At 70.2% G+C, this 24,521-nt stretch carries 36 protein-coding genes and 1 pseudogene; 31 read left to right on the top strand and 6 right to left on the bottom strand.

What is annotated here, in order from left to right:
* Positions 1–16: 16 nt before the first annotated feature.
* The 26 genes from Q5694_RS05670 (at position 17) to Q5694_RS05795 (ending at position 20,731) form a co-directional block, all read left to right on the top strand.
* The gene (locus Q5694_RS05670) at positions 17–511 is read left to right on the top strand and encodes a hypothetical protein (RefSeq protein ID WP_333930916.1); all 495 of its coding nucleotides are present in this window, start codon (positions 17–19) and stop codon (positions 509–511) included.
* A 55-nt stretch (positions 512–566) separates the two neighbouring features.
* The gene (locus Q5694_RS05675; RefSeq protein ID WP_333930917.1) at positions 567–1,529 is read left to right on the top strand and encodes a phage major capsid protein; all 963 of its coding nucleotides are present in this window, start codon (positions 567–569) and stop codon (positions 1,527–1,529) included.
* Between the two features lie 65 nt (positions 1,530–1,594).
* Positions 1,595–1,849 (top strand): hypothetical protein, encoded by a 255-nt coding sequence (locus Q5694_RS05680; RefSeq protein WP_333930918.1) that lies wholly within the window; start codon positions 1,595–1,597, stop codon positions 1,847–1,849.
* 15 nt (positions 1,850–1,864) lie between these two features.
* On the top strand, positions 1,865–2,476 hold the full coding sequence (locus Q5694_RS05685) for a hypothetical protein (RefSeq protein ID WP_333930919.1): 612 nt from the start codon (positions 1,865–1,867) through the stop codon (positions 2,474–2,476).
* Positions 2,476–2,814: a hypothetical protein gene (locus Q5694_RS05690; protein ID WP_333930920.1), complete on the top strand. Its 339-nt coding sequence runs from the start codon at positions 2,476–2,478 to the stop codon at positions 2,812–2,814. The genes Q5694_RS05685 and Q5694_RS05690 overlap by 1 nt, the downstream gene beginning before the upstream one ends.
* Complete coding sequence (locus Q5694_RS05695) at positions 2,814–3,191, top strand: hypothetical protein (protein ID WP_333930922.1); 378 nt, start codon at positions 2,814–2,816, stop codon at positions 3,189–3,191. The genes Q5694_RS05690 and Q5694_RS05695 overlap by 1 nt, the downstream gene beginning before the upstream one ends.
* Positions 3,191–3,424: a hypothetical protein gene (locus Q5694_RS05700; protein WP_333930923.1), complete on the top strand. Its 234-nt coding sequence runs from the start codon at positions 3,191–3,193 to the stop codon at positions 3,422–3,424. The genes Q5694_RS05695 and Q5694_RS05700 overlap by 1 nt, the downstream gene beginning before the upstream one ends.
* A 23-nt stretch (positions 3,425–3,447) precedes the next feature.
* On the top strand, positions 3,448–3,843 hold the full coding sequence (locus Q5694_RS05705) for a hypothetical protein (RefSeq protein ID WP_333930925.1): 396 nt from the start codon (positions 3,448–3,450) through the stop codon (positions 3,841–3,843).
* Positions 3,844–3,924: 81 nt separating this feature from the next.
* Entirely contained in the window at positions 3,925–4,485 is a 561-nt protein-coding gene (locus Q5694_RS05710; protein WP_333930927.1) for a phage tail tube protein, read from the top strand.
* Between the two features lie 77 nt (positions 4,486–4,562).
* A complete protein-coding gene (locus Q5694_RS05715) occupies positions 4,563–4,892 on the top strand; it encodes a hypothetical protein (RefSeq protein WP_333930928.1) in 330 nt (109 codons plus the stop codon).
* An 80-nt stretch (positions 4,893–4,972) separates the two neighbouring features.
* Positions 4,973–5,308, top strand: a complete 336-nt coding sequence (locus Q5694_RS05720) for a hypothetical protein (RefSeq protein ID WP_333930929.1) — start codon at positions 4,973–4,975, stop codon at positions 5,306–5,308.
* A gap of 12 nt (positions 5,309–5,320) precedes the next feature.
* Positions 5,321–10,114 carry a peptidoglycan DD-metalloendopeptidase family protein gene (locus Q5694_RS05725; protein ID WP_333930930.1) on the top strand — a complete coding sequence of 1,598 codons (4,794 nt, stop codon included), beginning with the start codon at positions 5,321–5,323 and terminating at the stop codon, positions 10,112–10,114.
* Positions 10,114–12,345 carry a hypothetical protein gene (locus Q5694_RS05730; protein WP_333930931.1) on the top strand — a complete coding sequence of 744 codons (2,232 nt, stop codon included), beginning with the start codon at positions 10,114–10,116 and terminating at the stop codon, positions 12,343–12,345. The genes Q5694_RS05725 and Q5694_RS05730 overlap by 1 nt, the downstream gene beginning before the upstream one ends.
* Positions 12,346–12,349: 4 nt before the next feature.
* Positions 12,350–13,441: a DUF5047 domain-containing protein gene (locus tag Q5694_RS05735; RefSeq protein ID WP_333930932.1), complete on the top strand. Its 1,092-nt coding sequence runs from the start codon at positions 12,350–12,352 to the stop codon at positions 13,439–13,441.
* Positions 13,438–14,043: a hypothetical protein gene (locus Q5694_RS05740; protein ID WP_333930933.1), complete on the top strand. Its 606-nt coding sequence runs from the start codon at positions 13,438–13,440 to the stop codon at positions 14,041–14,043. Before Q5694_RS05735 ends, Q5694_RS05740 begins: the two co-directional genes overlap by 4 nt.
* A gap of 9 nt (positions 14,044–14,052) precedes the next feature.
* Complete coding sequence (locus Q5694_RS05745) at positions 14,053–14,673, top strand: hypothetical protein (protein WP_333930934.1); 621 nt, start codon at positions 14,053–14,055, stop codon at positions 14,671–14,673.
* Between the two features lie 45 nt (positions 14,674–14,718).
* A complete protein-coding gene (locus Q5694_RS05750; protein ID WP_333930935.1) occupies positions 14,719–15,651 on the top strand; it encodes an N-acetylmuramoyl-L-alanine amidase in 933 nt (310 codons plus the stop codon).
* Entirely contained in the window at positions 15,648–16,202 is a 555-nt protein-coding gene (locus tag Q5694_RS05755; protein WP_333930936.1) for a 3'-5' exoribonuclease domain-containing protein, read from the top strand. Before Q5694_RS05750 ends, Q5694_RS05755 begins: the two co-directional genes overlap by 4 nt.
* Positions 16,199–16,519 (top strand): hypothetical protein, encoded by a 321-nt coding sequence (locus Q5694_RS05760; protein WP_333930937.1) that lies wholly within the window; start codon positions 16,199–16,201, stop codon positions 16,517–16,519. The genes Q5694_RS05755 and Q5694_RS05760 overlap by 4 nt, the downstream gene beginning before the upstream one ends.
* A gap of 33 nt (positions 16,520–16,552) precedes the next feature.
* Complete coding sequence (locus Q5694_RS05765; protein WP_333930938.1) at positions 16,553–16,873, top strand: hypothetical protein; 321 nt, start codon at positions 16,553–16,555, stop codon at positions 16,871–16,873.
* The gene (locus Q5694_RS05770) at positions 16,830–17,045 is read left to right on the top strand and encodes a DUF7620 family protein (protein ID WP_333930939.1); all 216 of its coding nucleotides are present in this window, start codon (positions 16,830–16,832) and stop codon (positions 17,043–17,045) included. The genes Q5694_RS05765 and Q5694_RS05770 overlap by 44 nt, the downstream gene beginning before the upstream one ends.
* An 8-nt stretch (positions 17,046–17,053) precedes the next feature.
* Positions 17,054–17,371 (top strand): putative phage holin, encoded by a 318-nt coding sequence (locus Q5694_RS05775; protein ID WP_443040825.1) that lies wholly within the window; start codon positions 17,054–17,056, stop codon positions 17,369–17,371.
* Between the two features lie 3 nt (positions 17,372–17,374).
* Positions 17,375–17,551 carry a hypothetical protein gene (locus Q5694_RS05780; RefSeq protein ID WP_333930941.1) on the top strand — a complete coding sequence of 59 codons (177 nt, stop codon included), beginning with the start codon at positions 17,375–17,377 and terminating at the stop codon, positions 17,549–17,551.
* Positions 17,552–18,367: 816 nt separating this feature from the next.
* On the top strand, positions 18,368–18,619 hold the full coding sequence (locus Q5694_RS05785) for a hypothetical protein (RefSeq protein WP_333930942.1): 252 nt from the start codon (positions 18,368–18,370) through the stop codon (positions 18,617–18,619).
* Positions 18,616–19,635: an integrase gene (locus Q5694_RS05790; RefSeq protein WP_333930944.1), complete on the top strand. Its 1,020-nt coding sequence runs from the start codon at positions 18,616–18,618 to the stop codon at positions 19,633–19,635. The genes Q5694_RS05785 and Q5694_RS05790 overlap by 4 nt, the downstream gene beginning before the upstream one ends.
* A gap of 109 nt (positions 19,636–19,744) precedes the next feature.
* Complete coding sequence (locus Q5694_RS05795; RefSeq protein WP_333930945.1) at positions 19,745–20,731, top strand: ATP-dependent DNA ligase; 987 nt, start codon at positions 19,745–19,747, stop codon at positions 20,729–20,731.
* 4 nt (positions 20,732–20,735) lie between these two features.
* Here Q5694_RS05795 and Q5694_RS05800 read toward each other — a convergent pair whose 3' ends face one another.
* A complete protein-coding gene (locus Q5694_RS05800; protein ID WP_333930946.1) occupies positions 20,736–21,074 on the bottom strand; it encodes a DUF6233 domain-containing protein in 339 nt (112 codons plus the stop codon).
* Between the two features lie 45 nt (positions 21,075–21,119).
* Between Q5694_RS05800 and Q5694_RS05805 the strand changes: the two genes are divergently transcribed.
* From Q5694_RS05805 to Q5694_RS05815, 3 genes are read left to right on the top strand one after another with little or no spacing between them, the layout of a single operon-like run.
* Positions 21,120–21,341, top strand: coding sequence for a LexA family protein (locus Q5694_RS05805; protein ID WP_333930947.1), 222 nt, complete (start codon positions 21,120–21,122; stop codon positions 21,339–21,341).
* Positions 21,342–21,349: 8 nt separating this feature from the next.
* The gene (locus Q5694_RS05810) at positions 21,350–21,556 is read left to right on the top strand and encodes a hypothetical protein (protein ID WP_333930948.1); all 207 of its coding nucleotides are present in this window, start codon (positions 21,350–21,352) and stop codon (positions 21,554–21,556) included.
* A 20-nt stretch (positions 21,557–21,576) separates the two neighbouring features.
* Positions 21,577–21,750, top strand: coding sequence for a hypothetical protein (locus Q5694_RS05815; RefSeq protein WP_333930949.1), 174 nt, complete (start codon positions 21,577–21,579; stop codon positions 21,748–21,750).
* An 83-nt stretch (positions 21,751–21,833) separates the two neighbouring features.
* On the opposite strand, the gene Q5694_RS05820 is transcribed toward Q5694_RS05815, so the two are convergent.
* The 3 genes from Q5694_RS05820 to Q5694_RS05830 are packed head-to-tail and all read right to left on the bottom strand — an operon-like array spanning position 21,834 to position 22,521.
* Complete coding sequence (locus tag Q5694_RS05820; protein WP_333930950.1) at positions 21,834–22,037, bottom strand: hypothetical protein; 204 nt, start codon at positions 22,035–22,037, stop codon at positions 21,834–21,836.
* Between the two features lie 9 nt (positions 22,038–22,046).
* Positions 22,047–22,241 (bottom strand): hypothetical protein, encoded by a 195-nt coding sequence (locus Q5694_RS05825; protein WP_333930951.1) that lies wholly within the window; start codon positions 22,239–22,241, stop codon positions 22,047–22,049.
* 34 nt (positions 22,242–22,275) lie between these two features.
* A complete protein-coding gene (locus tag Q5694_RS05830) occupies positions 22,276–22,521 on the bottom strand; it encodes a winged helix-turn-helix domain-containing protein (protein ID WP_333930952.1) in 246 nt (81 codons plus the stop codon).
* Positions 22,522–22,685: 164 nt separating this feature from the next.
* Here Q5694_RS05830 and Q5694_RS05835 point away from each other — a divergent pair, with 164 nt between their 5' ends.
* The gene (locus Q5694_RS05835) at positions 22,686–22,955 is read left to right on the top strand and encodes a hypothetical protein (RefSeq protein WP_333930954.1); all 270 of its coding nucleotides are present in this window, start codon (positions 22,686–22,688) and stop codon (positions 22,953–22,955) included.
* A gap of 93 nt (positions 22,956–23,048) precedes the next feature.
* Here the strand turns inward: Q5694_RS05835 and Q5694_RS05840 are convergent, their stop codons facing one another.
* Positions 23,049–23,195, bottom strand: a complete 147-nt coding sequence (locus Q5694_RS05840; protein ID WP_333931300.1) for a helix-turn-helix transcriptional regulator — start codon at positions 23,193–23,195, stop codon at positions 23,049–23,051.
* 355 nt (positions 23,196–23,550) lie between these two features.
* Here Q5694_RS05840 and Q5694_RS05845 point away from each other — a divergent pair, with 355 nt between their 5' ends.
* Positions 23,551–23,790 (top strand): hypothetical protein, encoded by a 240-nt coding sequence (locus Q5694_RS05845; protein WP_333930955.1) that lies wholly within the window; start codon positions 23,551–23,553, stop codon positions 23,788–23,790.
* Between the two features lie 570 nt (positions 23,791–24,360).
* On the opposite strand, the pseudogene Q5694_RS05850 reads toward Q5694_RS05845, so the two are convergent.
* Positions 24,361–24,494: pseudogene (locus Q5694_RS05850) on the bottom strand (LacI family DNA-binding transcriptional regulator); the annotation flags it as partial.
* Positions 24,495–24,521: the final 27 nt, after the last annotated feature.

Here is a 24,521-nt window from a genome sequence, read left to right on the forward strand (position 1 = left end):
GAAGGAGTCGGCCGCGATGGCTGACGAGAACACCGCAGTTGAAACCCCGGAGACGCCCGAGACGGGCGAGCCCGAGGGGACTGCTGCACCGGCTGCAGAGCGGCCGAAGGAATCCGGTGGAGCGAGCATCCCGCCGGAGGTCGAGCGGGCGCTGAAGAAGGCCAACAAGGAGGCCGAGACGCTGCGCCTGAAGCTCAAGCAATACGAGGACCGCGACAAGACCGAAGCGCAGAAGCTCGCCGAGGGCAAGGCGGAGGCGGAGCGCGAAGCTGCGGCCGCCAAGCAGGAGCTCATGCGCTACCGCGTCGCAGCGAACAAGAAGCTTCCCGCGGAACTCGCCGACCGCCTGAAGGGGGCGACGGAAGAGGAGATGGCGGAGGACGCCGACCGGCTCCTCGAGGTCTTCAGCGCCCAGAAGGCGCAGGCCCCCAGCTACGACGGCGGTGTCCGCCAGACGGCCCGCCCTACGTCCATGAACGACCTGATCCGCCACACCGCGGGTCTGGGCTGAAGCATTCCCGGCGCGGCACGGTCCGGCCGGTTTCACCGAAAGGATGGGCCGGATCGTGGCCTACAACAACATCACTGCCCGCACCGATGCGGCAGCGCTCATCCCCGAAGAGGTCTCCAACGAGATGCTCGGCAAGGCGACGGAGCAGTCCGCGGTGCTGCAGCTGTTCCGGCGCGTGCCGGTGCAGGCCGGACAGGTGCGTTTCCCGGTGCTGTCGGCGCTGCCGATGGCGTACTGGGTGTCCGGGGACACCGGCCTGAAGCAGACCACTGAGATGGGCTGGACGAACAAGTACCTGAACGTCGAAGAGATCGCAACGATCATGCCGGTGCCGGACAACGTCCTGGCGGATGTCGACGCGAACATCTGGGACACGGCGATGCCGCTGCTGGTGGAGGCGTTCGGCCGCGTCCTGGACACTGCAGTGTTCTTCGGCACCAACGCGCCCGCCTCGTTCCCGACGAACATCCTGGCCGCGGCTACCGCTGCCGGAAACGCCGTCAACGAGGGCACCGCCGCCGCGCAGGGCGGCTTCTTCGGTGACATCGACAAGCTGTACGGCGTCGTCGAGGAGGACGGCTTCGACATCACCGGCTTCCTCGCCGCCACGTCAGCGAAGGCGAAGCTACGGGCCGCCCGTGACTCGCAGGGCCGCAAGCTGGACGCCGGCCGGGTCTCGGGCTCCCTCGACAACCTCGACGGGTTCCCGGTCATGTACCCGATGCGTGGCCTGTGGCCGCTGGCCGGCGGGGCGGGAGTCGACGGGGTTCGCCTCTTCGGTGGCCAGTGGGACCAGTTCATCGTCGGCGTCCGCCAGGACATCACGATGAAGGTTCTGGACCAGGCGGTCATCACCGACAACACCGGCGCGATCGTGTACAACCTGGCCCAGCAGGACATGACGGCCATCCGCCTGACGTTCCGCGTGGGCTGGCAGGTCGCGAACACCCTGAACAACGACCGGCCGACCGAGGCCGACCGCTACCCGGTGGGCGTCCTGAAGACCGTCGGCGCCTGACCAAACCCGCACACGCCGCCCTGACACCGCCCGGTGTCGGGGCTTTGTCATGGGAGGTATCGGCCGTGGCCGAGTCCAAGAGCAGCAGCAGGCAGACCAAGACGACCCAGGAGACCCCGGACGACGGCGTCGCCCGGGAGGTCCAGAAGGCGACCGACGAGGCCGAGGAGCAGGGCTACTTCGGCATCGCGGTCGACCCGACGCCCAACGAGAACTACACCCTGAAGGGCGTCACCTCCGGCGCTCCCACACCGGAGACCGACCCGGAGTACGCACGCGAGGTGCGGCAGAAGCTCGACGACGACGCCCGCGCGCGCTGACGAGGGGAGGTCACCGTGGCTGTGCTTCCCCCGCTGGCGACGGTGGCCGACCTCGCCACCCTCCTGGGGCGCACCTTCACCCCCGGGCAGGAGCTGCAGGCCCAGGCCCTGCTCGACCAAGCCTCCAGCGTCGTGCGGTCCTACGTGCGGCAGGACATAACCCGCGCCACCACCACGGACACGTTCACCATGCGCCGCGCGGATGCGGTCCTGCACCGGTGCGCCGGAGTGGTGACGCTGCCGCAGCGTCCCGTCGTCGACATCGACACCGTGCTGATCGACGGGACGGCGACGCAGGACTGGTGGCAGGACGGCAACGACCTGCTGCTGAGATCGTGGACCTGGGACCGCCCCCCGGCGGCGCACCGGCCGCCGCAGGTCACAGTCACCTACACCCACGGCTTCGACGAAGTGCCCGGCGACATCAAGGCGATCGTGCTGCAGGCCGCGAACCGGGTCATCGTCAACCCGTCCGGGATCCGCTCGGAGACGGTGGGCGGCGAGTCCGTCACCTACCTGATCCCCGCGGTCGGCGAGTACCTGGGCGTGCTGCTGTCCCGCACCGAACAGAGGGTGCTGGATCGCTACCGCCGCACCGCCGGCTCGGTGAACCTGCGGAGCCGCTGATGCTGTACCTGCAGGACATCGTCATCGTCCGCCCCGCCATGGTGGAGGACGACTACGGCAACGAGCAGGACGACTGGGTCGATGCGGCCACCCGCATCCCGGTCTCGGGGGTCAACGTGCAGCCCAACGGAGGCTCCACCGAGGACACCGAGGACAAGCAGGTCACGGTGACGGGCTGGCGGCTGTACACGCCGCGCGGCATGGACATCGACCTGCGCGAAACCGACCGTGTCGAGGCGTGGGGCACAACCATGCAGGTCATCGGCAAGGTCGCCCGCTGGCCCGCTCCGGGCGGGGGAGTGCACCACGTCGAAGCCGACCTGCGGGAGGTGGCGTGATGGCCCGCACCTCCTTCCGGTTCGTCCCCAACCCGCGCCTGTACGACGAGCTGGCCCGCTCCTCGCAGATGCGGGACCTGCTCAAGGACGTTGCCGATCGCGGCGCCGCCGTGACCCGGGCTATCGCCCCCAAGTACACGGGCCCCACCTACGATCCGGCGGTGCAGCGGCACGGCGAGTACGCGGCCAGCGTCTACTCGGCGGCCACCATGCAACCCAACGGCTGGCGGGCCGAGTACGGCGCAACGGCCGAATGGGCGCTGCAGGTCGAGTTCGGCACCGGCCGCCCGGCCTCTTCCCGCGACCGGCCGCAGGCAGGCTGGTCTCCGAAGGCCCGCCCGCTCGGGCGCGCCCTTGATTCACTGAGGAGCACCTGATGCCCCAGATCACGCTCGCCCACTGGTACGGGGACAAGGCTCCCGGCGAGACCATCGACGTCGACGAGGTGACCGCGAAGGCCCTGCGCCGGGACGGCCTCGTCGCCCAGCCGAAGCGGGAGACACCGCAGGAGAAGCAGGCCCCCACCCCGGTTACGGAGGAGCCCGCGCAGCCGCAGCCCGCCGTCGAGGCCGGCGCTGAGGCTGAGCAGCCGGGCCGCAGGAAGCGGTGAGCGGCGGCCTGCAGGCGGCGGCCATGCCAGACGTCGAGCAGGCCGCTGTGAAGTACCTCAAGCCGCTGCTGCCGACCGGCACCATCGTCGGCACCGAATGGCCCCCCAACTGGGACACCAAGCTGGCCGCAGGGATCGTATCGGTGACCCTGGGCGGCGGCGGATCGCGGCAGAAGCCCGTGACCGCGGACCGCACCCTCGACATCGACATCCTCGGCGCCACGAAGAAGCAGGCCCGGGATCTGGCCGCGTTGGTCTCCGCGCACCTGATCGCGGCTCAGTGCACCGTGCAGCACGGGGCCCGCATCTACGGCGTCGACGAGACGTCGCTGATCTGGCTGCCGTACAAGCCGTCCGCCGAGACGGACGCGATTCCCCGCTACGTGCTCGTGATGAGCATGGTGGTCCGCCCCGCGTAGCAGCACCCAACCCGCACCCCCTATCCACTTCACCCGTCGGCGTCTGGCCGTGCGGGTCCTCGCTATGCCTGGAGGCATCCCGTGGCGAACGACGCCGACAACGTGAGGGTCGGACTCAACGGCTCCATCTTCATCGCCCCGAAGGGCACCACCGCCCCCACGGACCTGACCACCGCCTGGCCAGCCGGCTGGGTCGACCTCGGCTACCTGTCCGACGACGGCGTCGAGATGAGCTACTCGACCGACACCGAGGACATCAACGCCTGGCAGTCCCTGTCGCCGGTCCGCAAGGTGCTGACCGGTGTCGACATGACACTCGGCTTCACCGCGATCGAGCTGAAGACGGCGACCATGACGCTGTACTTCCCCTCCGCGACGATGTCCGACGTCGCGGGCACCGTCCACAAGCTGTCCATCCCGGCAGCGCCCGAGCCCGACGAGCGGGCCATCGGCCTGGAGTGGGTCGACGGCGACATCACCAACCGGCTGATCATCGCCCGCGGTGAGGTCACTGACCGTGAGTCCATCACCTTCGCCCGCTCCGGCGCGGTCGGCCTGGGCATGACGGTCTCGGCCTACGCCGACACCGCCCCCGAGATCGCCGTGTGGCTGTCCGACGACCCGGCCTGGGCCGCGGCCTAACCCCCCTTCTCCCGGCAGGCGTGCCATGCGGGTCGCGCCTGCCGGGCCCAACCCGCTACACCCGCAAGGAGAAGCACATGCCCAGCAAGACCGCCGGCACCGAAGTCGTCGACCTCAACTCCCTGGCCAGGCAGCGGCGCGACGCCCTGCCCAAGCCCACCACCTTCAACCTGTTCGATGTCGAGTTCACCCTGCCGCCCATCAAGGCCCTGCCATTCGAGCTGCAGGAACGCGTCGGCGACCTCGACAACACCGTCGCCGTCCTCAAGGACCTCCTCGGCGAGGACAAGGTCAAGGAGATGTATGCGGCCGGCTACCAGTTCAGCGACATCGAGCTGATCGCCGAGGAGTGGCAGAAGCGCTCCGGTGTCGAGCCGGGGGAATCGCCGGCCTCCGCCGCTTCCTAGAGGAGTACGGGGAGGCCGTCGAGTGGGACATCGCCCGCTACTGGCCGGGCCGGTCCCTGCTTCAGCTGTACCGGGGGGAGATGTCGTGGCGTGAGCTGCGCGTCTTCCTCAGGTTCCTGCCGCACGAGTCGGCCACCGCGCGGGCGGTACGCGGGTCCACGCCGGAAGAGGACGCCTGGACCTTGGAGCGACAGCTGCTGGCGACGATCGCCGACGCGGTACGGGAGAGCACCTTCACGGCGGTCAAGCTGCACGGCGACCCGAAGAAGACGGGCCGCCTGAAGCCGCCGCGTCCGATCCCACGGCCGGGGGTCGAGGACCGTCCGAAGACGAACGTGATCCGTTTCGGTGGCCGCCACGGCTCCGGAGCGAAGCAACTGGCGAAGGTCTTCGGGAGGCCCGCCGCGAACCAGTAACGGGGGTGCGCGGTGGCTGGTGCTGGTGTCCTCGTCGGGCGTGGCTACGTCTCCATCCGGCCGGAGTTCGAGGGCGACTGGTCCCGCAGCGTCAACTCCCGCGCCTCCAGTGCGGGCAAGTCCGGGGCCGGCGCCTTCTCCAAGGCGTTCGGCGCCGGACTGAAGGGCATCGGCGCGCTGGCCGGTGTGGCGATCGGCGCGAACATGTCCGCTGCCGCCGCGGGTGCGGCGCTGCTGGCGCCTGCCCTGACCACGGCCGGGGCCGCGGCCGGCGCGCTGAAGCTGGGCCTGTCGGGTGTGGGGGAGGCGTTCAAGGCCGCGTTCGCCGACTCCAGCGCGGACGCCAAAGCCGCCGCCTCCGCGACGAAGGCCGTCGAGTCGGCTCAGCGTGGGCTGGCCACCGCGCAGCGCGCCCTCGCGGACGCGCGCGTGCAGGCGGCCGAGCGGGTGCGCGAGGCGCAGAAGGCCGTCGCCGACGCCGAGGAGAACCTGGCGCGGGTCGTGGAGGACTCGGCGCAGCGGCAGCGCGACGCCCAGCAGTCCGTGCGCGACGCCGAACGGGACCTGCGTGACGCCCAGCGTGAGGCGCGCGACGCCCAGACGTCCCTGACCGATGCCCGGCAGGAAGCCACCCGCGCCCTGCAGGACATGAACACCCGCCTCGCCGAGTCCCGGCTCGACGAGCGGGAGGCAGTGCTGCGCCTGCAGGAAGCGGAGAAGGAACTCCGCGCGGCGCAGGCCAACCCCGGTGTCACCCCCGACCAGCTGGCCAAGCTGCAGTTGGCCTACGACCGGGCCAAGCTCAACCTGCAGGAGCAGCGCACCGAAACGCAACGCCTGTCGAAGGACACCGCCAAGGCGAACAAGGCGGGCGTCGCGGGCTCGGAGCAGATGCAACGCGCCCGCGAGCGTGTCGCCGCCGCGAACGAGACCGTCGCCGACCGTGAGCGCGGCCTGGCGAAGGCCCAGGAGGACGCCCGCCGCACCGGTGTGGACGCGGCACGCGACGTGGCAGACGCCCAGCAGGCCCTCGCCGACGCGCAGGCCGGCGTGGACAAGGCCCGCGCCGAAGGGCAACGGCAGGTCGAGGACGCCCAGCGTGCCGTAGCCGAAGCCGCGTCCGCGGTAGCCGATGCCCAGGCCGCGGCGGCGGCGCAGACGTCGAAGTTCGACGAGGCCATGTCCAAGCTCGCACCGAACGCCCAGTCGTTCGTGCGCGCAGTGCAGGGCCTGGGGCCCGCGTGGACGTCCATGCGGCTGTCCGTGCAGAACGAACTCTTCCGAGGGCTGGACTCCACCGTCACCGCCCTGGGCCGCACGACCATCCCCATCCTGCAGCGGCAGCTCACCGCGACGGCCGCCGTGTGGAACACGATGGCCGAGAACGCGGCCGGCGCCGTCACCGAGATGGCCAAGTCGGGGATGCTGGATCAGATCCTGTCGGACGCCACCAAGAACCTGCGCGTGTTCGAGGAGACCCCGGGCCAGCTCATCACGGCCTGGGGACAGCTTGCTGTGGCCGCACAGCCCGCGTTCAACTCGCTGCTCACGCAGATGGCCGGCGCCATCACGTCGTTCACCGACGGTATCGCCGCGAGCTTCGAGTCGGGTGGCCTCGAGCAGGCCATCACCACCGCGTTCGGGATCCTGAGCCAGTTCGGCACCCTCCTGGGCAACGTCCTTGGGACGGTCCAGGAGATCTTCCGTGCTGCCTCCGACGCGGGCGGGCAGATCGTCGGCGCCCTGGCCGCAGTGTTCGGTGAACTGGAGAGGATCCTCGCCACCCCGGAGATGCAGGCGCAGTTGCGCAGCCTGTTCGCGTCGGTGGCGCAGATCGTCTCCGCGCTGGTGCCGGTCATCGGCGCCGTGGTGCAGGCCGTGGTGCCGCTCCTTGCGGCCATCGCCCAGCCGATCGCCCAACTGGCTACCGCTCTGGGCCCGGTGCTGCAGCAGCTCGCAGCAACACTGGGCGCCGCTCTGCTGCCGATCGTACAGGCCCTGGCCCCCGCGGTCGTCCTGGTCGGCGGCGCCATCATCCAGCTCGTCCAGTCGGTCATGCCGCTGATCCAGCCCATCGCCGACTTGATCGTCGCGGTCATTCAGGGCCTGGCCCCTGCACTCGGTCCCGTCGTGGCGCTGGTGACTCAGCTGGTAGACGCCCTGGTCGGGCCGCTGACGAGCGTCATCCAGGCCCTGGCACCGGTGCTGACGGACATCGCCCAGATGATCGCGCAGGTCTTCCAGCAGCTGGCTGTCGCCATCCAGCCGCTGATCCCCATCGGGGTGCAGCTCGTGACGCAGGTCTTCGACGCCCTGCGCCCGATGCTGCCCACGCTCGCCCACGCCTTCGGTGTGATCGCCGAGGCGGCGATGCAGCTGCTCCCGCCGATCGTCGGTATCGCGGCGGAACTCGGCCGCTCCCTGGCTCCCGTGGTCGCCGGCCTTGCGCCCGTTCTGGGTCAGCTCGCGAGCACGTTCGCCGGCCTGCTGGCGCAGGCGCTGCCGCCTCTGACGCAGGCTCTGCTAATCCTGTTCCAGGCGCTGGAGCCGCTGTGGCCGCTGATCGGCCAGTTGGTCGCGCAGGTGGTGTCGCTGGCGACCGGGCTGCTGGTGCAGCTGATGCCGTCGTTCGTGCAGCTGACTCTCGCCCTGATCCCGATCATTCCGTCGCTGGCGAAGATCGTGGCGCTGGTGCTGGAACTCGCGGTCAAGGTGCTGTCGTGGCTGCTGCCGCCGCTGCTGTCGCTGGCCGGGTTCCTCGTCGGCCTCCTGGCGGGTGCCCTGCAGACGGCGATCGGCTGGGTCACCGGCCTGGTCGGCATCATCGCGTCGCTGGTGGGGTGGGTCGCGGACAAGCTCGGCCCGGCCATGGTCTGGCTGCGCGACAAGGTGATCCTGCCGGTGTGGCAGGGCATCCAGACGGGCATTTCCGCCGCCTGGACATTCATCCGCGACAAGATCCTGGCCCCGATCAAGACCTTCTTCACGGTGACGGTGCCAGGCTGGGCAACCAGCCTGAAGGACAAGGTGGTCGGCGCTTTCGAGCTTGTCCTCGAGGGCATGGGCATCGTCTGGACCAGCATCAAAAAGAACGTCCTGACGCCGATCAAGACCTTCTTCACCAAGACGGTCCCGGGCTGGGGAACCACCCTCGCGGAAAAGATCGTCGGCGCGTTCGAGACGGCACAGGAAGGCATCAAGACAGCCTGGGACAAGATCAAGAACGCGACGAAGGCCCCCATCAAATGGGTCATCGACGTCGTCTACAACCAGGGCGTCCGCGGCCTGTGGAACGCAGCCGCCAAGGTTCTGCCGATCGACAAGCTCCCCGCGTTCAAGCCCAAGGGCTGGGCGCGCGGTGGCGTCCTGCCCGGCTACCAGTCGGCCAAGCGCGACGACGTCCTCACCCCGATGCGCTCCGGCGAAGGCGTCCTCGTCCCCGAAGCCGTCCGCGGTATCGGGCCGGGCACCATCCACGCCCTCAACGACGCGGGCAACCGCGGTGGTGTCGGCGCGGTCCGCCGCCTCGTCAGCGGCTACGCAGAAGGCGGCATCGTCGGCCACCACGGCGGCATCGACGACTGGTTCGGCGGCACCATCAGCAAGCTCGGCAACCTCGTCAAGAAGGGCAAGGACTGGATCCTCGGCGGCGTGTACAAGGCCGCCCAGCTCGCCGCCAAGCCGATCCGGGACCTCATCAGCCGGATCCCCGGCGGCACGAAGGGATTCGGGGCGCTCGCCAAGGCGCTGCCCACCTCGCTGCTGAACAAGGCCCTCGCCGTCATCAAGGGGTCCGAGGACTCCCAGATGGGCGGCCAGTGGGTCAAGCCCGTCGACGCCGCCTACGGCACCAAGTTCGGCGTGCCCGGCCGCATGTGGTCCTCCGGCCGGCACACCGGCCTGGACTTCCCGGCCGCGGTCGGCAAGGCCGTGCACGCCGTCGCCAACGGGCAGATCGCCTCCGCTCGCTCCGGCGGCCCCTACGGCAACCACATCCTGGTCAACCACGGGCACGGGCTGCAGTCCCTGTACGCCCACCTGTCCGCCATCGTGAAGAAGGCGGGCCCCGTCCAAGCCGGGCAGACCATCGGCCGGGTCGGCGCCACCGGCAACGTCACCGGACCCCACCTCCACCTGGAGGCGCGGGTCAACGGCCGCCCGGTGGACCCGATGCCGTACCTCACCGGTGGCGGCCAGGGTTCCGGCGGCAAGGGTGTCCAGCGGTGGCGGGGCGTCGTCAACCAGGCCCTCGACCTTGCCGGGCAGCCGCGCGCCCACGCCAACACGACGCTGCGCCGCATGAACCAGGAGTCCGGCGGCGACCCCAACATCGTCAACCGCTGGGACTCCAACTGGAAGCGCGGTACGCCGTCCGTGGGCCTCATGCAGGTCATCGGGCCGACGTTCCGCTCCTACGCGGGACGGTTCCGCAAGACCGGCCCGTTCTCCTACGGGGTGAGCACCAACCCGCTGGCCAACGTGTACGCCTCGATGCGGTACGCGCTGGCCGCCTACGGCAGCCTGCCCCGGGCCTACAACCGGCCGGGCGGCTACGACAGCGGAGGCTGGCTCGGCCCCGGGCAGATCGGCGTGAACAACCTGCGCCAGCCCGAAGCGGTCCTCACGCCCGCCCAGTGGCGGACCATGACCAGCCTCGCCGCAGCCGGTGGGGCGGGCCACTTCGAGGGAGACCTGTACCTGGACTCGGGTGAGTTCCTCGGCAAGGTGCGGGGCGAGGCGCGGCAGGTGGTCATGGAGCGGGATCGCATGGTGATGGCTGCTGGTCGCGGCGGGAGGAGGCCCTGATGCCGATTCCCGGGAATCTGTTGTCGGCGACGACGGAGACCATCGACCCGAACACGTCAGGCTGGACGAGCAAACTCAACTGCACCATCGCGCAGGGCATTGGCGGCCGGACCGGCGGGGGTGGCTGCCTGTCGGTCCGGTCGGTGGCGGCGGGGGAGATGCAGGCCCGCACGGTCTCCAGCTACCCGGTCACCGCCGGAACGGTCTACTACGCGTTCGCCGACGCCGGCGGTTCGACGCCGGAGCGGATCGGTATCCGCTGGATGGCCGGCGGGACGGAGCTGTCCGTCACCTGGTCGCTGACGACGCTGTCCGCCTCCGGGAACTGGCATCGCGTGTCGGTGGCGGGCCCTGCTCCGGCGGGGGCGACGCAGGCGCAGGTGCTGCTGTCGTCGACGGAGACCGGCGCGAACGTCAGCCACTTCTGGGAGAACGTCTACCTCGGCGAGCCGATCCGCACCCTCGGCAACCTGCTGCCGTTCAACACCGAGTCCTCCGAGATCGACGCATCGGGCTGGACGCCGGTGGTCAACGCGACCATCACCCGGCAGGTCCCGGCGGTCGGCTACGCGGTCACCAACTACACCGCAGGCGGCCACACCCTCGCCATGACCGCGGTCGCCGCGGGTAACGCGTCCATGCTGGCGGTGGACCGGCCGACGGTCACCCCCGGCCAGGAGTACCTGGCCTACGCCTACCTGCAGCCGCCCACCGTTGCCTCGACGGCATGGATCGAGCTGCGCTTCTACGACTCCAACGGCAACCAGATCCAGGCCACCCGGAGCGTGCTGGCGCCACCGACCCCGGCGACCGGCATGTACCGCCAGCGGGTCTCCGACACGGCCCCGGCGAACGCCGCGACCTGCTCGCTCGCCGCGGGCCTGGACGGGGCGTCGGCCGGGCAGGTGCTGCGCCTGGAGACGATCGTCATCGGCGCCGCACCGGCGCTGCAGTCCGGCACCGTCCTGCCGTATGCCGACGGCTCCTTCGAGCAGGGCGTCGGCGCATGGACGACGACCTCCGGCGTGGCGACGCTGGCCCGCACCAGCCCCTGGGGCGTGTCCTTCTTCGAGGGCTCCTACTCGCTGGCCATCACCTCCAGCACGGCCACCGCGTCGACCGTGCGCTCCGGCCGCTACCCCGTGACAGAGGGGCAGAACTGGCGGGCCCAGATCCTCGCTCACCGCGACGCCGGCGCCTGGAGCACCGTGCTGGTGCGGATCCGCTGGTACGACGCGGGGGGCAACGATCTCGGCGCCAGCACGGGCATCAACTATGTCGTCCCCGGCTCCAGCTGGTACGCCATGCCGTCCGACGGTGTGGCCCCGCCGGGAGCGGCCCAGGCGGCGATCGAGCTGGTCGTCACTGCGTCGGCGGCGGCGAGCGTCCTGCATGTCGACCTGGTCAGCCTGTGGCAGGTGCTGCCGCAGACCGCTGTCGACCCGCGTTCCGACGACGGCTACATCGCACTGACCCTGCGGGAGATGCCGGTCGACTTCTATCTGTCGCTGTACCGGGTGACCCCGGACGGCGCCCGCACCTTGGTGCGGGGTCCGACGGGACTGATCGACCTGCAGCCCATCACGTCCGACCTGCTGGTCGTCGAGGACCACGAGGTGCCGTTCGGGGTGCCGGTGTACTACCACATCGCGATCCTCAACGCCGATCGCAGCGTGGCGTCGACCCGCACGTCGGAGACTGTCACCCTGACCCTGGCCGACGTCAATGAGGCGTGGCTGAAGGACCCGGGCAACCCGCAGCGGAACACGAAGGTGCTGGTGGCGGCGGCGCCGGACTGGCAGCGACCCATCGAGCAGGCCAGCTTCGTTGTCCGAGGGCGCCGCAACAAGGTCGTCCTGTCCGGTCGGCGGCAGGGCCTGGAGGGGGACCTCTCGATCTGGACGCGCAGCGACGAGGAGCGCGAGGCGCTGCACCTGCTGCTCGACTCCGGCAACGTCCTGCTGTGGCAGACGTCGCCGGGCATGGGCGTCACTGACATGTACGTCAACGTCGGCCAGGTCACCGAGTCCCGCGTGGGCACGCTGGCCCAGGAGCAGTGGCGAGCCTGGAGCCTGCCGCTCGTCGAGGCGGACATGCCCACCACGACCGGCGTCAACGGAGCCACGGGCCGTACCTGGCAGGACGTACTCACCGAGTTCGCCACCTGGCAGGACGTCCTCGATACCTACGCCACCTGGGAGGACGTGTTCCTCGACCGCAGAACGGGGTGACGCCATGTACCCCGTCTCCGACCGGTTCCTGAAAACCCTCGCCCAGTCCCACACACCGCTCACCCAGGTGCAACTGTTCCTGACGAACGGCGATGTCGTCGAGCTGGAGCACACGGGTGGCAGCGTCACCGTCGACCGCGGCCAGGCCGTCCGCCGCACCTGCTCGGTGACGGTCGCCGACCCGGCATTGATCCCCCGCACGCCGGCGGACCAGCTCGCCACCTACGGCGCCAGGCTGCGGATCTCCCGCGGCATCGTCTACGGCGACGGCAGCCACGAGCTGGTTCCGCTCGGCGTGTTCCGGCTCGACACGGTGGACGGCGACGTCTCCGAAGGGCCCGTCACCCTGCAGGGCAAGGACCTGTCGGTCATCGTCGCCGACGACAAGTTCACCGAACCGTACAAAGTTTCGGGCACGGTCGTCGGCGCGGTCACCGCGCTCATCCAACGCAGCATCCCCGGCGCCGACGTCATCAGCCTCGTCGTCGACACCCCCATCGGATCGCGGGTGTTCGACGTCGAGGCGGACCCGTGGGCCGGCGCGCAGGAGATCGCCGCCGCCGCAGGCGCCGAGGTGTACGCCAACGCAGACGGGGTGTTCGTCATCGCGGCCCTGCCCGACCTGCTGACCACTCAGCCGGCGTGGGCGGTCGAAGCGGTCGAAGGCGGCGTCTACATCTCCGCGAACCGGGCGATGAGCGGCGACAACGTCTACAACGGCGTCCTCGCCCGCGGGGAGAACACGAGCGAGAACGTCCCGCCGATCAGCTACCTGGCCGTCGACAGCGACACCGGCTCACCCACCTACTGGGGCGGCCCCTTCGGACGGCGCCCCAAGTTCGTGTCGTCCAGCGCTTACACCAGCCTCGCCGCCTGCGCGCAGGCGGCGAACGCCGAACTGGCCAAGGGCAAGGCGCCCAACGCCTCCGGCGACATCAGCTCCCTGCCCAACCCCGCCTTGGAGCCGGGCGACGTGCTGCGCGTGACACACGAGGACGACACCCGCGAACTCCACCAGGTCGCCGCCTTCACGGTGCCCCTCGACCAAGGCGGCGACTTCCCCATCAGCACGATCTCGGCGAAGGAGGACGCGTGAGCGACAAGAGCTTCTTCGCGCACGCCCGCGAGTACGCCGACTTCCAGGCCACCGAAGCCGTCCGGGCGGGCAGCAACAGCCCATCAGTGCGCGGCGCGGACTGGCGCACCGCCACCGTCACCGCCGAGAACGGCGACGGAACCGTCGACGCGGACGGCATCGAAGACATCCGCTGTATGGAGACCTACAGCCAGCCCGCCGTCGGTGACGTCATCGCCATCACCCAGTCCAGCAACGGCAACTGGCTCGCCTGGGGCCGCACCGCCACCGTCGACCCCGACTGGACACCGCTCACCCTCGCCGCCGGCTACACCAACCCCGGCCACGGCTACACCGCGTCCTACCTGCGCGAAGGTCGCCGTATCTGGATGCGGGGCCGCATCGGACCCACCTCGGGAACCATCCCCGACGGCGACACTCTGGCCACCATCCCGGCCGCGATCCGGCCGGGCGTCGCCGCGGCATGGGCGGTCGCCCGCGACGCGGCCATCATGCCGGCCGTGTGCCGCCTGGAGATCACTGCCGCGGGTGTGCTGCGCACCTTCCAGTCCACGAACCTGCCGGCGTGGGTGGCCCTCGACGGCATCACGTACACCATCTAGGAGGGGCCCGTGCCCACACAGGACAACTATGGGCAGGGCATCAAGCTCGCCTCCCTCACCGACGCCCCGGACCTGTCCAAGGCCATCAAGGACCTCGCTGACGGGGTCATCCCCCGCGGCCGGCTGACGTTCGCCTCAGCCTCCGCCCGGGGCGCCACTCTCACCGGAGAGGCCGCACCCGTCGAGGGCATGCTGACCTGGCTCTCCGACGTCAACCGCCTCGACGTCTGGGACGGCAGCGCCTGGGTCGCGGTATCGGTGGGCCAGTCCGCCTGGAAGACCATCACGCCAGCCTCGCCGTGGACGCAGAACGGCAACAGCAACGGGACCTGGCAGTACCGCATCCTCAACATCTCCGGCGAGGAGTCCCTGCAGTTCCGCGGAGCCCTCGGCCGGGCCTCCTACCCGTCCTCCCCGGCGGGCAGCTACGTCGTCAACAACACCGCCCTGCCGTCCGCGGCCCGCCCGTCGACGCTGCGCACCGTGCTCATCCCCTGCTCGGACACCAACTCGGACCGCATCGCCCTGAAGCTCGACGTCCGCACCGACGGCTACCTCGAGGTCTTCGGCTTCAGCACCACGGCCAAGCCCCCGTGGGTCGGCTTCAACGGCGTCACCGTCAGCCTCTAACCCGCCCGCGCCCCGGCCTCGGGGCCCTTCCCGCCTGGAGGCCTCATGGCCACACCCATGTCCGCCGCCGCCTTCGCGAACTGCCTGAGAGACGAGGGCATCTCCGTCGTCGAGGTCGGCAACTGGGAGACCCACAACCGCAACAGCAAGGGACCGTGGGGCCCGGTCAACGGAGTGATGATCCACCACACCGTGACCCGCGGCTCCGCCGCCACCGTCGACATGTGCCGCAGCGGGCACAGCGCCCTGCCCGGGCCGCTGTGCCACGGCGTCATCACCAAGGACGGCCGCGTGCACCTCGTCGGCAACGGCCGCGCCAACCACGCCGGCCTCGGCGACCCCGACGTGCTGGCCGCGGTCATCGGCGAACGCAAGCCGCCCGCCGACAACGAGGCCACCGTCGACGGCAACCGGCACTTCTACGGCTTCGAGTGCGAGAACATGGGCGACGGCAAGGACCCGTGGCCCGATGCCCAGCTCGAGGCGATCGTCCGTGTCATCACCGCGATCTGCCGGGAGCACGACTGGGGTCCGCGCTCGGCGATCCGGCACCTCGACTGGCAGCCCGGCAAGGTCGACCCGCGTGGCGTCGACTGGGACGACATCCTCGCCCGCGTCGCCGCCCGCCTCGCCGGCGCGGCACCGTCCGCGCCGAAGCCTCCCGCACCGGACCCGCTGCCGAAGCCGACCAAGCCGACCGTGGACCTGTCGAAGCTGGTCGCCGCGGCCAAGTCCAACCCCGCAGCGAAGGGCACACCGGTCACGTACAGCGGCGTGAAGACCGTCGAAGCCGCACTCGTCGACGCCGGGCTGCTCTCCAAGCGCTACTCCGACGGGCACTTCGGCACCACGACCATCGCCGCCTACGCCAAGTGGCAGAACAAGCTCGGCTACCGCGGCAAGGACGCCGACGGCATCCCCGGCAAGACGTCCCTCACCCGCCTCGGCGACCGCTACGGATTCGAGGTGACCGCGTGACCGTCATCGACTACGACCTCGAGTTCCTGGAGGACGGCCGCACCATCGAGCTGATCTCCATCGGCATGGTGTGCGACGACGGCCGCGAGTACTACGCCGTCAACCGCGACATGCCCGTGCGGAAGATCCGCAAGCACCAGTGGCTCATGGAAAACGTCGTCCCCAGCCTCCCCAAGGGGCACGGAGACCGGCGCAACCATGTGCCGAAGTCCTGGCTGTTCGACTACACAGACCCGGTCGTGAAGCGACGCGAGCGGATCGCCGACGACGTCATGGACTTCATTCGAGCCGCCGGGCCGGACGTACAGCTGTGGGCCAACTACGGCGCCTACGACCACGTCTGCCTCGCCCAGCTCTGGGGCCGCATGATCGACCTGCCCGAAGGCGTCCCCATGTTCACCTGCGACATCCAGCAGGAACGCGTCCGTCTCGGCTTCCGCTGGGACGAACTGCCCAAGCAGGAATCCGGAGAGCACAACGCCCTTGCGGACGCCCGCCACAACCAGACCGTCCGGCGCTGGCTCGCCGAACAGGAAGCGAGAACCCCATGAACGCGTCCCTCGACAAGGCCTACTGGATCGGCTTGGCCGTCTCCGTCGTGCTGCCGGTCCTCGTCGGGCTGGTCACCAAGCACGTCACCCACCCCGGCGTGAAAGCCACGCTGCTCCTGGCGCTCAGCACGCTCACCGGCTTCCTCACCGAGCTCGCCAACCCGGGCCCCGACTACGACCTCGGCACTGCCGTTGTCCTGTCGCTCGTCTCCTTTGCCACCGGCGTCCTCATGCACTTCGGCCTGTGGAAGCCCGCCGGCGTCAGCGACAAGGCGCAGTCCGCTCTCGGCGGTGGGGCGTCCGTCCGAAGCGTCTGATCGAGTGCTTCACCAACTGCAGGGGAGGGCGCAGTGAGCGAGGTCTTCGGCGTCAATCCGGGCGACGCTGGAGCCGTGACGCTCCTCGTCGTCGTGGTCCTGCTGATACTGACCGGCCGCCTCGTGCCCCGGAAGACCCACGAGGACGCTCTCGCCGACCGGGACAACTGGCGGCAGGCGTTCCTCGAGAGCGAGGCGGCCCGCAAGGTCGAGCACGAACAGACCGGCGAACTGCTCGAGATGGCCAAGCTCGGCGGACACATCCTCACCGCCCTGCCCCATCCGGGGCATGCGGACGAGGAGGAGGTGAATGCCGGTGATCGGATGGGTCAGGCGCCTCGTACTCGGATGTGACCGCATCGAGCCGAGCGACTCCGAAGCCGCCCTGCAGCGGGCCCGTGAAGCACGCGAGCAGGCCGAGGCGCGGCAGCCGATCGTCTCCGCCGTCGCCGCGAAACTCCGGCACGCCCGCGAGGAGAACCACTTCCGTGAGCGGATCGAGGCCGCGTTCAGAGGAGCACCGTAGTGAGAGAGATGGGCGTCGACATGTGGGTCAACCTGATCGCGTCGGCACTGGCCACGCTGGTCTGCGCCGCATTCGTCGTCATCTACCACGTGAAGACGACGTGGTGGCGGTCCGAGACGGGCCGCAATCTGATGGGGCTGCCGGCCGCGATCGGTCTGCTGTTCCTGTACACCGTCCTCATCACCCTGTGGCCGGACGGCTGCATGGCCGTGATCCTGCGGGGGGTTCGGACGGGGCTGGCTTTGGTGATCAGCGCGCTGATCGTGCAGCGCATCCGCATCCTGCTGCAGGCCCAGCGGGAAAGCCGTAACCGAACTGGAGTGTGACTGATGCCTGAGCCGATCCCGCTGCGTCCGCGCCGCGACGACACCGCCGCTGATGTGGGCTCGCTGGTGCGCCTCGGCCGGGAGGAGCCCCCGCCCGTACCGGCGCCGGCGACGAACCCGTTCCTGGAGCCGGTCTATCCCGACCTGCCCGGCGGGTACACGCCCGACGAACCCGCGTGAACCACAGCGCCCCGCTTCTCCGCCAACCGGCGGGGGAGCGGGGCGCTTCGTCGTGCTTCGCGTCACCTGGTCGGAGGACGCCGCCAACGCTGCTGGCATGCTTCAATGGTGCTGCCACGGATTGCTGGTTGAGGGCCGAGTCGTGGCGACAGCCGCTGGTTTTGGGCCGGGCTACGTCTCTGTCAGTAAGGGAGGCGAGCCTACGTGCTCACCGACCAGATCATCGCCTTGTTCGGCGCCAACTGCACCCTGGTAACAGGCCTGCTGAACGCTGTCGTCGCCTACTACATCAACCGCAACCGTCCCTGACTCGACGCCCCGCCTTCCCGCCGCAGTGGGAGGGCGGGGCGCTTCGTCGTACCTAGGACTGCGTGTCCTTGCGGCCTTCGGCGCGGTAGTGGGGTGTGAGAGCAGAAGAACGCCGAAGAATCCTCGGCGATGACGTCATCGCCGACATCCGCGCACGAGTTGCCGCCACTCCTGAGCCGCCGCCCGAGGTTGTCGACCTCCTGCGCCGCATCTTCGCCAGGCCGGGCGGACAAGCGGCGAAGCCCAAGCGCAACCCTCGATAACATGCCATATCGCGGGCGTCAAAACGGTACAATCGACTATGCCCTCAGACTCCCGAGCGCGACTAATCGCCTACCTCTGTCAGGCCGGATTGAGTACCGCCCGCGCCAACGCCGTGCTCGACGACTACGCCCACGGGCTCGCCGAGAAGCAGCGAGCGACGGCCACCGAAGACTGCAGCTGTGGTGGATGCGTCACCGTTCGCGGCACTGCCAACCTCATCGACCCGAAGGCGAGGGCGAAGGCGTGAAGGTGAAGCGGATCGATCTCGACGACGAAGAGATGCCGGAGACCGTGGTGGTGGAGCTGTCCCACGACGAGGCGGCCTACTTGGCGCTCTTGCTGGGTCGGCAGAGCGGTGCGTCCGCTGAGCAGGTCGCACCCGGTGGCGGTCGACTGAGTAGCGCGGTCTATGAGGGGCTGACGGGCGGACTGTTCAACCGCTTCTACGAGGACGGTGCCGACGGAGCGTTGGCGGCGATGCGGGGCGAGCGGTGACCGACGCCGTCATCCCGCGCCAGCCGGACGCTACCCCCGCCGTCTACGACGCTGCGACGCTCGCCGTCCTGCACGCCATGGAAGAAGCCGCCGAGAAGCACCTCGACGCCATCCGCCCCCACAACACCAAACGCAGCTACGCCAACGACTGGGCACTCTGGGAGGAGTTCCACGACTGGCTGGGGGAACGGACCGGCCAGCGCCTGCCGCCCACCGCCGTCACCAAGGGCACGCTCGTCGGGTTCGTCGTCTGGCTCGACACCATCAGACTCGCCGCGCCCAACAGCATCGACCGCCGCATCACCGGCGTCACCGTCACCGCCCGCGGCCGCGGGGTGGAAGTTCCAAAGGCTGCTACCGTCGCCGCCCGCCAAGCTCTCAGGCCGTTGAAGAACGACCCCGAGCGGCAAGCCCGCGGCCGCGGCCGCGCGGCCGCCGTCACCCCCGAGCAACTACGGCTGATGTCCGCAGCCGTTGCCGACGGACTCACCGGACTCCGCGACCGCGCCCTGTGGCTCATGGCCTTCGGGATCGCCGGGCGCTCAGCTGAGGTCGCCGCGCTCAGGGCCGACGGCATCACCCTCGTCAGCCAGGGCCTCGACGTACACGTCCCCGCAGTGAAAGGGCGGCCGCCCCGCGATGTGGTCGTCGCCTACGGCAAGAACCCCGACACCTGCCCGGTCCGCGCCTGGCAGATCTGGCGTGCGGCCGCGGGAATCACCACGGGGCCCGCGTTCCTCCCCATCGACGCTCGGGGCAACATGGGTGGCCGCGCCCTCAGCCCGGAAGCCGTCCGCGAGATCATCGCCCGCAACGCCGAACGCGCCGGACTCTCCGTCCGCCTCACCGGCCACTCGATGCGGGCAGGGTTCATCACCACCAGCCGACGGGCAGGCAAGCGAGAGGAGAAGATCCGCGAACAGTCCGGCCACGCCGAGAACAGCCCCGCCTTCTGGGGGTACATCCGCGAAGCCGACAAGTGGACCGACGCAGCATCGGAGGACATCGGGCTGTAGCGCCCGGCCCCGTGCCACACTGGCAGCAGCGCCCGCCGAGCCTCCCCCGTCTCGGCGGGCGCTGTCGTGTCCGGTCGCGGTCGGCGCTCGCCCGACATACACCTGAGCTGTGGCTCTCACCCCTCCGCTCGCGCCGATGCTCGCCGAGTCCCGGCCCGCCCTGCCGCGGGACATCGCGCTGCCGGGTGGGCTGGCGTTCGAGCAGAAGCCCGACGGCTACCGGGCGCTCCTGTTCGCCGGGCCGGACCGGGCGTACTTGCAGTCCCGCAACGGCGCCGACCTCACGTCCTCGTTCCCCGAGATCGCCGCGGCCGGGCGCGCTCTGCCCGGGCCGCTGGTCCTCGACGGCGAGCTGGTGGTGGCGCACGACGGGCGGCTGCACTTCGGGGAGCTGCAGCGCCGGGCCCGCCGCCGCGGCGCGGGCGCCCGGACGGCCGCGGGGGAGCGGCCCGCGAACTTGATCGTGTTCGACGTTCTCGACACCGCGGACGGGCCGCTGCTCGACCGGCCGTACCGGGAGCGGCGCGCCCTGCTGGAGGCCCTCTTCGCGGACCGGACGCTGGCCGCGCCGTTCGTGCTGTGTCCGGCGACGACGGACCGGGCGGCCGCGGAGGACTGGCTGGACCCGGCGTGGGGCGCGGCCGGTATCGAGGGCGTCGTGGTGAAGGGCCTGGGCCAGCGGTACGAGCCGGGCCGCCGCGGCTGGCTCAAGGTGCGCACCCGGGCGACGACGGAGGCGGTCGTCGTCTCCGTCACCGGGCCTGTCTTCCGGCCGTCGACGCTGCTGCTGGGCCGTTTCGATCGCATCGGCCGCCTGCACTACGTGGCCCGCACTGCGCCGCTCGCCCGCGCGGCCCGGCAGGAACTTGGTCAGCGGCTGGAGCCGGGCGGGGACGGGCACCCGTGGTGGGGCCGCCGGTTCTCCGCGGGCTGGGGGACGCGCGAGATGCTCGAGCACCGGCCGGTTGTGCCGCACCTGGTGGTGGAGATCGTCGCCGACACCGCGGTGGATGAGGGCCGCTTCCGGCACCCGGTGCGCTACGTCAGGGTGCGCGACGACATGGAACCCGCACAGGCCCCTTGGTTCGACGACTGACGCCTCAGCCGTCGAGGAAGCCCAGCTCGCTGTCCGGCCGGCACGCCCCGCATGCCTTGACCCCGGCGGCGAGCGCTCGCAGCGCCTCGTCCCGGGCCACGCCACGGGACCGCTTGCCAGAGTTCCAGCAGCCGCCAACGTGCACCTGCACTGGCGGGCTGTCGCGGTTCAGCCCGAGCTCGAGGAGCCAGTCGGGTGCGGGCGGCCGGGCTTCGATGCCGTGCTGCCGCTCCGCTTCCCGCCGCTCGGCCGCGGCGATGGCCTGGCGCACCTGGTCGAGGGTGTAGGCGAGCCACGTCTCCAGGGTGCGGAGTCTGGGCAGGTCGGGCGGCAGGTCGGTCACGTCTCCAGCTTGCACCAAAAATCGAACAAGGTTTCTACTGGGGTCATGGCCAGGCACAAGGTCGAGCATCTCACCGACACCCAGGAGCGGATCCTCCGCCTCATCCGCATGGCCATCACCGACCAGGGCGACGCCCCCACCGTCGCCGAGCTCGCAGCCGCCTCCGGCCTGCGGCCCTCTTCAGTGCACTACCAGCTGCGCGAGCTGGAGACCAAGGGTGCGATCGTCCGCGAGCCGCACCGGCCGCGCGGCATCCGGCTCGCATGATGACGCCCATGACGGCGCCCATGAACCCTGGCCGCTTCCACCTCGTCCTCACCCGCGACGGGCGCCCGGCCATGCACGGCTGGTGGGACAGCGAGACCGTGGCCCGCGACCGGTTCCGGGCTTGGGTCGGCGACTGGGGTCGCCCAGGTGCGGCCGTCACCCTCGTCGATGAGGAGACGGGCGACGTGTTGACGAGCTGGCCGGAGACGGCGTGAGGCTCTGCCATGCTGCGGGGATGAACGTCCGCCCGTTCCCCTCCCGCGAGCGCGCCCTGCGCCAGGTCATGCGCCGCCACGGCAACGAACTGCCGCCCCAGCTGCTCCCCGCCCCGCGCCCGCCCGAGCAGGCACCTGCGGGCGTGTACGTGCTGTCGACGCGACGCCCCGGCGCTGTCAGTGGCGACGCTTAAGCTGACGAGAACATCCCGACGAGCAAGTCGGGTTTGCTCTGGCCCCGCCGCGGCGTGATGCACCGAGGCGGGGCCTGCTGCTGTCAGCCCTCGGCGGGCTCCGCGTGCCGCACGGCCTTCTTCAACGCCATCTCCACCGTGTACCGGCTGATGCCCGCGGCCTTGGCGTGCGCGGTCACGGCGTCCTGCACGGCCGAGGCCGTGTCGACGGTGAGCTTCTGGGCCTGGATCTCTTCCCAGGCGCGGCGTTCCAGTGCGATCAGCTCGTCAGGTAGTTCGATACTCACGGCGGAAGGCTACGCCGCCTCCACGATCTCCCCGCACGCGCGCTCCGCCTGCACCGCGACCGTCCACTCCGCGACAAGCTGCTCGTACCGCGACCGCGCGGCGCCGTACAGGTAGCCGCCCTCCGCGCGGACGAGCGCACGGATCTCCTCGTTCACCACGGCGGCCGGACGCACGCGAGGCTCCGGCAAGGGAGAGGACGGCATGACGATCAGCGTAGCCGCGGGGTCTGACACCGGGCTATGACTTCGGGGGCTGCGGCAGTTCCGTGACGAACGTGCCCACGCCGGGGTGCATCGCGGCCAGGCCGGCCTCGCGCAGCTTCTGCAGCACCTTCCGGGCTGTCATCTGCGAGATCTCGAACTCGGCGCATACGTCAACGACCGAGGGCAGCCGTCCGCCGGGCGGGTAGGTGCCGTCGGCGATCCGTTCCTCCATCACCGTGTACACCTGCCGCCACCTCGGGATATCCGGCTGCCAGTCCATGATCGGGACGCTAGGACCGCTCACCCCACCAGGCGAGACGAGTGCGCCTATCGGCCCTATCGCACCTATCGCGCCAGTCGAGGCGGTACCGTGAAATTGCAGGACCCCCGCGACCGGCGGCACACCGGCCCGGGGGCGTGGCCAACGCTGACAGGAGCGCAGGCATGGACGAGGGTAGAGACACCCAGCCCGCCGCGGATAGGCGACCGACGCCACCGATAGCCGCCGCGGCGAGCGGCCTCAGTGCCGTGCAGAAGGCGTGGAAGCGGTATGTCGACCACAGCCTCTACGAGTGCGACACCTGCCGCCGCGTCGACGGCAGCCCGTGCCAGACGGCGGAGCAGCTGCACGGCCGCTTCAAGGTGCTGGCCGACGAGGCGATGGACCAAGTGCGCGGCGCGCGAAGCTCTGGCCACAACATCACCGCACGGTGAATGGGCGCTACAAGCTCTTCCCTGGGCGATCAACTTGTTGTTGACTCGGCTACTAACCCCCCGGTCAGGACGCGGCCGGCCGTAGCGGTGTGATCAGCCGTGAAGGAGGTCGGTGACGTGTGTCCGCAGAGCGTGGGCCACGAGCAGCAGGTGGCTGAGTTTCATTTCGTGGCCGGCTTCCATGCGCTGCACGGTCGACCGGTCGACGCCGGCGGCGTGGGCGAGGCTCTCCTGGGTCATGTTCTGGTGCAGCCGTCGGACGCGGATGCGGTCGCCGGCTGCCCGGCGGGCATCGAGGACCCACTGGGGCTGATCGGCTGGCACCCGACCAACCGTTTACGTACCAAGATCATAAGTCAGCAGCAGATTTGAGGCAGTCTTCGATCATGGACTAACGTCCGCGACGAGACCGGCCACCCCACCCCCACAGCTCTGCGGCCTGGCATATGCCGCAGAGCTCCCTGTAGTGTGCACGAATCGAACGCTTGTTCGCCCGATCGAGTGAATGACGCGCGGCCTGGGGTGTTGCTATCGGCACGGCGGGAACGAGCGCCGTACCCCCCGCCCCTAAGGCCGCCTCGACCAAGGAGACGCGATGGAGCGCCAGCAGATCCTCGACCTCTATCAGTGGAGTCCAGGCGTCTGCTTCCGCCATCCCGACAAGGGCACGGTCCCCACCGCATGCCTCAAGGAGCTTCGTCCCCGGGATGCCGGCCGGCACGAGGTGCGCGCCTGTGCCGACTGCGTCATCGCCATGGAGGACATAAGGAGTGAGGCCGCCCGCCGCTCGGGGAGCGAGTACGAGCCCGGCCACCTCGGCGAGTGTGACGCCTAGGCCGTCGCTGCAGGTCCGAGCGCCTTCCGACGGGGCGGAACCTGGGGAGAATCTGGGGAGCGGATGGGCTCGGGGAGCGGCGGGGGAGCGCCAGGAACTACGTCCGCGTGAAGTCTGCGGTAAGTCGAGTGAAGCGTAAGTAAGCAGGTGAGAGGGATTTCGCCCTCGCGGCCGATGCTCCGCCGCAGGTGGCGTTCCCCATCAGGTCAGAACCCGGCGTACAGCCCGACTCGTCTGCCGCTCTCTGCGGCTTCGCCTTGGAAAGGGCCTCCGACCTGCGTCGGAGGCCCTTTCCGGTCTTTCAGGAGCTTGCCGCGTCAGGCCGCGAAAAGTCCCTCGGAAGTTCCTCGGACAGCGCTGAAAGTCCCCGAAAAGTCCCTGGGATGGAGAGACAGGGGGATGGCCGCTGCGAACGGTGATGCGTGGCAGTTCCCCGCGCGGAAGAGGCCAGTGCGGACGGCGCAGTCCGCAGGGCGAGGCCGAGGTGGTCGACGGCCGGCGACCGAGACGTCTTTGACAGGGGACAGGGGGAGCCGGCCGTCAGGGCGCACACCCGGGGACGGTGCGCCGGTTGATGCGGTAGCCCAGGGCGTCGATGGCCTCCCGGACGGCGGCTCGGGTCCGCTCGGAGACGTGCTCGAAGTCGTTGATGACGGGGAGACCGTCTCGGGGGACACGCCCACGTACTCCGCGACGTCCTTGATCCTCGGTCTGGCCCCCCAAACGCCCCC

This window comes from Streptomyces sp. AHA2 (assembly GCF_036857595.1).
In the GTDB taxonomy this organism is placed as follows: Bacteria; Actinomycetota; Actinomycetes; order Streptomycetales; family Streptomycetaceae; genus Streptomyces.

Coding starts and splice junctions, on each gene's coding strand:
- Q5694_RS05840 (WP_333931300.1), bottom strand. CDS start 23,195: ATGACCCAGGAGAGCCTCGCCCACGCCGCCGGCGTCGACCGGTCGACC.
- Q5694_RS05705 (WP_333930925.1), top strand. CDS start 3,448: ATGCCAGACGTCGAGCAGGCCGCTGTGAAGTACCTCAAGCCGCTGCTG.
- Q5694_RS05775 (WP_443040825.1), top strand. CDS start 17,054: ATGGGCGTCGACATGTGGGTCAACCTGATCGCGTCGGCACTGGCCACG.
- Q5694_RS05750 (WP_333930935.1), top strand. CDS start 14,719: ATGGCCACACCCATGTCCGCCGCCGCCTTCGCGAACTGCCTGAGAGAC.
- Q5694_RS05825 (WP_333930951.1), bottom strand. CDS start 22,241: ATGCCGTCCTCTCCCTTGCCGGAGCCTCGCGTGCGTCCGGCCGCCGTG.
- Q5694_RS05815 (WP_333930949.1), top strand. CDS start 21,577: ATGAACGTCCGCCCGTTCCCCTCCCGCGAGCGCGCCCTGCGCCAGGTC.
- Q5694_RS05700 (WP_333930923.1), top strand. CDS start 3,191: ATGCCCCAGATCACGCTCGCCCACTGGTACGGGGACAAGGCTCCCGGC.
- Q5694_RS05845 (WP_333930955.1), top strand. CDS start 23,551: ATGGAGCGCCAGCAGATCCTCGACCTCTATCAGTGGAGTCCAGGCGTC.
- Q5694_RS05810 (WP_333930948.1), top strand. CDS start 21,350: ATGACGGCGCCCATGAACCCTGGCCGCTTCCACCTCGTCCTCACCCGC.
- Q5694_RS05735 (WP_333930932.1), top strand. CDS start 12,350: ATGTACCCCGTCTCCGACCGGTTCCTGAAAACCCTCGCCCAGTCCCAC.
- Q5694_RS05670 (WP_333930916.1), top strand. CDS start 17: ATGGCTGACGAGAACACCGCAGTTGAAACCCCGGAGACGCCCGAGACG.
- Q5694_RS05730 (WP_333930931.1), top strand. CDS start 10,114: ATGCCGATTCCCGGGAATCTGTTGTCGGCGACGACGGAGACCATCGAC.
- Q5694_RS05695 (WP_333930922.1), top strand. CDS start 2,814: ATGGCCCGCACCTCCTTCCGGTTCGTCCCCAACCCGCGCCTGTACGAC.
- Q5694_RS05835 (WP_333930954.1), top strand. CDS start 22,686: ATGGACGAGGGTAGAGACACCCAGCCCGCCGCGGATAGGCGACCGACG.
- Q5694_RS05830 (WP_333930952.1), bottom strand. CDS start 22,521: ATGGACTGGCAGCCGGATATCCCGAGGTGGCGGCAGGTGTACACGGTG.
- Q5694_RS05720 (WP_333930929.1), top strand. CDS start 4,973: ATGTCGTGGCGTGAGCTGCGCGTCTTCCTCAGGTTCCTGCCGCACGAG.
- Q5694_RS05770 (WP_333930939.1), top strand. CDS start 16,830: ATGCCGGTGATCGGATGGGTCAGGCGCCTCGTACTCGGATGTGACCGC.
- Q5694_RS05805 (WP_333930947.1), top strand. CDS start 21,120: ATGGCCAGGCACAAGGTCGAGCATCTCACCGACACCCAGGAGCGGATC.
- Q5694_RS05780 (WP_333930941.1), top strand. CDS start 17,375: ATGCCTGAGCCGATCCCGCTGCGTCCGCGCCGCGACGACACCGCCGCT.
- Q5694_RS05715 (WP_333930928.1), top strand. CDS start 4,563: ATGCCCAGCAAGACCGCCGGCACCGAAGTCGTCGACCTCAACTCCCTG.
- Q5694_RS05760 (WP_333930937.1), top strand. CDS start 16,199: ATGAACGCGTCCCTCGACAAGGCCTACTGGATCGGCTTGGCCGTCTCC.
- Q5694_RS05690 (WP_333930920.1), top strand. CDS start 2,476: ATGCTGTACCTGCAGGACATCGTCATCGTCCGCCCCGCCATGGTGGAG.